The sequence below is a fragment of the Clostridium tarantellae genome (assembly GCF_009295725.1).
Lineage (GTDB): Bacteria > Bacillota > Clostridia > Clostridiales > Clostridiaceae > Sarcina > Sarcina tarantellae.
In genome coordinates this window covers 1-4,339 of sequence record NZ_WHJC01000283.1, presented here as the reverse complement: position 1 = coordinate 4,339, position 4,339 = coordinate 1, and the positions used below count along the sequence as shown (strand labels likewise).

Annotated in this window: 4 protein-coding genes; 2 read left to right on the top strand and 2 right to left on the bottom strand. The window is 22.6% G+C overall.

Translation table 11 applies throughout. The features are described from left to right. Window positions 1-211 precede the first annotated feature (211 nt). Window positions 212-1,726 (top strand): sulfatase family protein, encoded by a 1,515-nt coding sequence (locus GBZ86_RS13185; protein ID WP_152891365.1) that lies wholly within the window; start codon window positions 212-214, stop codon window positions 1,724-1,726. Window positions 1,727-1,768: 42 nt separating this feature from the next. On the opposite strand, the gene GBZ86_RS13180 is transcribed toward GBZ86_RS13185, so the two are convergent. Further along, window positions 1,769-2,554: an EAL domain-containing protein gene (locus tag GBZ86_RS13180; RefSeq protein WP_152891363.1), complete on the bottom strand. Its 786-nt coding sequence runs from the start codon at window positions 2,552-2,554 to the stop codon at window positions 1,769-1,771. Window positions 2,555-2,790: 236 nt separating this feature from the next. Between GBZ86_RS13180 and GBZ86_RS13175 the strand changes: the two genes are divergently transcribed. After that, a complete protein-coding gene (locus GBZ86_RS13175; RefSeq protein ID WP_152891361.1) occupies window positions 2,791-3,216 on the top strand; it encodes a GW dipeptide domain-containing protein in 426 nt (141 codons plus the stop codon). A 127-nt stretch (window positions 3,217-3,343) separates the two neighbouring features. On the opposite strand, the gene GBZ86_RS13170 is transcribed toward GBZ86_RS13175, so the two are convergent. Next, entirely contained in the window at window positions 3,344-4,018 is a 675-nt protein-coding gene (locus tag GBZ86_RS13170; RefSeq protein ID WP_152891359.1) for a hypothetical protein, read from the bottom strand. Window positions 4,019-4,339: the final 321 nt, after the last annotated feature.

The window sequence follows — 4,339 nt, the reverse complement described above, 5'->3', positions numbered from 1 at the left end:
TGTACGTACTAGTCTTAAATTTAAAATTAATAATAAGATTTATTTTAGCTCAAGCAAAAACTTTAATAAATAAATTTTAATACAATTATTGAAAACCTTTAATGCATTTTTATAACTTATATTTTGTAATTTCTTGTACTTACAAGTTGTTATTTTAAAAACTTAATAATTATAGTAAAAATTATATATATATTATGAGGTGAATTATTTAATGAAAAAAAAGAATGTATTATTAATTACCAGTGATCAACAACACTGGAATACTTTAGGTTTTTTTAATCCTGAAATTAAAACACCTAATTTAGATAGACTAATTAAAGAAGGTACTACTTTTTCAAGGGCTTATTGTCCAAATCCAACCTGTACACCAACAAGGTGTAGTTTAATAACAGGATTATATCCTAGCCAGCACGGTGGTTGGAGTCTAGGTACAAAAATGCCAGAAGAAACTTTAACCATTGGTGATATTCTTATGAAAAAAGGATATCGAACAGGTCTTGTAGGGAAAGCTCATTTTCAACACAACTTACAAAATGAAAAATATTCTTCTTTAGAAGCTATGCCTATAATTCATGATTTAGATTTTTGGAAAACATTCCAAGATGTTTTTTATGGATTTGATCATATAGAATTAACAAGAAATCATACTGTTGAATTTTTAGTAGGTCAACATTATGCTATATGGATGGAAGAAAAGGGATTTAATAATTGGAAAGACTATTATCAACCACCAATAGGTACCTTAGATCCTAGTTCAAAAAGAATTTGGGAAATTCCTGAAGAATTTCATTACAATACATGGATTAGTGAAAGATCAAATAAATTATTAGAGGAATATAAAAATAAAAATGAAAATTTCTTCCTTTGGTCAAGCTTTTTCGATCCACATCCACCATATTTTGTACCAGAACCATGGGCTTCAATGTATGATCCAAATGATATAACTTTACCTCATCATTTAAATGATGAACATGAAAAAACTTCTCCTCTATTAAAATTAACACAAGAGATTGATCCAGATTACTCAAAATACTATGAGCCAAAAGATAAAAATTGGTTACATGGATGCCATTCACATATACACAATAAAGAAGATTTAAAAAAAGATATAGCTATTTACTATGGAATGATTAGTATGATGGATAATTATATTGGTAAAATTCTTGATAAATTAGACGAATTAAAACTTACAGATAACACTATAATAGTTTTTACTTCAGACCATGGACATTTTTTTGGTCAGCACAATCTTATTGCTAAAGGTCCTTTCCATTATGAAGATATGATAAAAGTTCCTTTAATAGTTAAAGAAAAAGGGGTAGTTCCTGAAAGTATAGTAAATGAATCTTTACAATCTTTAGTTGATTTTACACCAACAATATTATCTAAACTTGGTTTTGAAATTCCAAGAACAATGGCTGGTAAAGATCAAAGTAAAGTTTGGAATAACGAAAAAAAATCAGTAAGAAATTATATAATGGTAGAAAATCAACATACTGAAAATACTGTTAATTTAAGAACATTGGTAAATGAAAGATATAAATTAACTGTTTATTATAATAAAACTCATGGTGAACTTTATGACTTAAAAAATGATCCTCTAGAATTCAATAACTTATGGAATAATTCAGAATATGCGGAATTAAAGTCTAAATTACTTTTAGATTTTATGTGGGCTGAAATGGATAAAGTTCCTTTATGGATGCCAAGAGTTAGTTTAGCATAATAAATGAAATAAGACAGTAAATTTACTGTCTTATTTCATTTATTATAATATTTCAATTATCTCTTCTAATTTTAAAGGTTCACATAAAAAATATCCTTGTGCCTCATCACAACCATAATATTTTACAATTTCAAACTGCTCTTTAGTTTCTACACCTTCTGCAATAACTTTTTTTCCAAGCCTGTGTAGATTGTACACTATCATTTTTAATGTAGTATCTTTCTCTGAAGTATCTATTATATAACTATCTAATTTTATTCCATCAACATCATTATTTGTAACAAACTCTAAACATTCATGATAAGAACCATAATCATCTAATACTATACTTACTCCTAAAGACTTTAACTTTGTAAATACAAGTTTTAAACTTTCAGCAAGCTTACTATCAACATTATCTTTTATATCAAGTTCTAAATTACTTAATAAAAAATTATTTACTAAAGAAATCTCTATAAGATTTTTAATAAAGCTACTATTTTTTAATTCTTCTAGAGAAATGTTTAATACCAATTTAATATTTCCATTACTCTTTTCTTTAATACTTTTCATATCCTTAAAAGCCCTATCAAAAATCCATTTTCCTAAGTGAACTATAATCCCCTTTTTCTTTGCAATTGATATAATTTTATTTGGTTCAATATACCCTAATTTCGAATCAAACCACCTTATTAATGCTTCTATACCTTGTACTTCATAATTTTTATTTATATAATTTATTTTCATTTTAGGCTGATAAAATAATAATATTTCATTTTTTAATATTGCTTCATTTAACCTATCTAATGTTATAAAATCATATAACTTATCATCAAGTGCACGTAGCATTTAAACTCCCCCTTATCTTATGCTTTTCTTACTTTTTATGTATATTATATCATATTTTTACAAAATTATATGTATTTTTTTATTTTTTGCAAATTATTTGTATAAGCTAACTTTTATAAAAAGATTATTTTTAAAATATATAACTTAAATTTGAAATTATGTTTTTTAGTAATTAATATCTATTTACTTAAATATATTAATATAGAACCTTAATTTTTTATAGGAGTTGATAGTTTATGAAAATCTTTCTTATACTTATAATACTTATTTTACTAGGTTCTTTAGCTTTTTTATTTCTTTTTTATGATTCTAAAATCAAAGAATATAAAAGACAAATACTTTCATTAAATAACTATATAACAAGCTTAAAAAGCAAGATACCTAAAAATAACATTACAAAATTAAATTTAATAATAGAGTATATATCTCCTAAACCTTTTAAATATGCTATAATTCTTCCTTTTACTAATATCTATATTGCTCCCATAGAAAATTCTCCAATAATAAATAAAGTACGTGAAAAATTACAAATTGAAATTTTAGAAGAAGCTGAACTAAATAATGAAACTTGGTATTTTATAGATTTAAAGAATAAAAGCAATAAAAATTCTAAAGGATGGATAAAAAAAACTCAAATCTCAATGTTAATGGATGATGCCTAGATTTGTATATGAGACTATAACGTTTATAGTTTTTTTATCTTTAATAAAAAAAAGTTAAGTTATAACATTTTTTATATGTATTAACTTAACTTTTATTTTTATAGTAAAAGTTAAAAATAAATTAAATTTATATTAAGTATTCATATAAATTTAATTTATCTTTACTTTTTTTAATTTTTTTAAACCTACATAATGGCAACTTAATTTTCATAGGAAATAGGTTACAAATTTTATGATTTATTAATCTAATCATAAGGCAATTATATTTTATTTTTTCTCTATTTAGTAAAAACATTATATTTTTTTTATTATTGGTAGTGAATTTTAATTTGAATATATTATTTTTTTCATTATCATCTAAATTAATATTGTTGTCTAAATATACTTTAACATTTAAATTTCTTTCTTGAGCTGCATTATACACTCCTAAATCTACACAATAATCATTTTTTTTACTAACTTTAGAAAGCAATCCTTTATATAATTCTTTACCTTCACACATTATAGATATATTTAATTTATCAAATAAAAAACTATTTTCATTATTTTCTACAACCTTTTCACATTGTAATTTAACATCAAAAGGAAAGTGAAAATTATTTCTTACAATAAATGTATCTTGTATGCAATCTCCAGCACTCATATTTTTAATTTGCATAAAAACTTCATCATCTTTATTTTTTATAAAATTAGTATTATTTCCAACTTCTAAAGACTGTAATTTCCATAAAGGTTGTAATATAGTTAAAAGAAAAAATATCAATATGACTATACCAACTGGATTTTTATATGTTTTTTTCATTATATTACCTCTGATTTATTTTTAATTTTTTCCCCTTAACAAATAAACCCATATTGTATATTTTTTTTTCAAAACTTTTATCCGAAAAGATAATAACATAATTTCACTCTTAACTTCAATATTTTTTTCGACATTTTTTTTAATATACTCTTTTTTATTTCCTAAAAATTAATTAAAAACATCTATTTCTTTTATATTTATAAAATTACTTTGCATAAATATAAAAAAATAAAATAATTTTAAATTAATTTTTAAAAAATATTCCATTTTTTAATATCACTTAAAAAGGTAGTTTTTACTATTTTACAAAAAAAATCTAAC

What these genes read in the sequence shown, in the direction of transcription:
- GBZ86_RS13185 (WP_152891365.1), top strand. Translation starts at nt 212, where the DNA reads ATGAAAAAAAAGAATGTATTATTAATTACCAGTGATCAACAACACTGG.
- GBZ86_RS13180 (WP_152891363.1), bottom strand. Translation starts at nt 2,554, where the DNA reads ATGCTACGTGCACTTGATGATAAGTTATATGATTTTATAACATTAGAT.
- GBZ86_RS13175 (WP_152891361.1), top strand. Translation starts at nt 2,791, where the DNA reads ATGAAAATCTTTCTTATACTTATAATACTTATTTTACTAGGTTCTTTA.
- GBZ86_RS13170 (WP_152891359.1), bottom strand. Translation starts at nt 4,018, where the DNA reads ATGAAAAAAACATATAAAAATCCAGTTGGTATAGTCATATTGATATTT.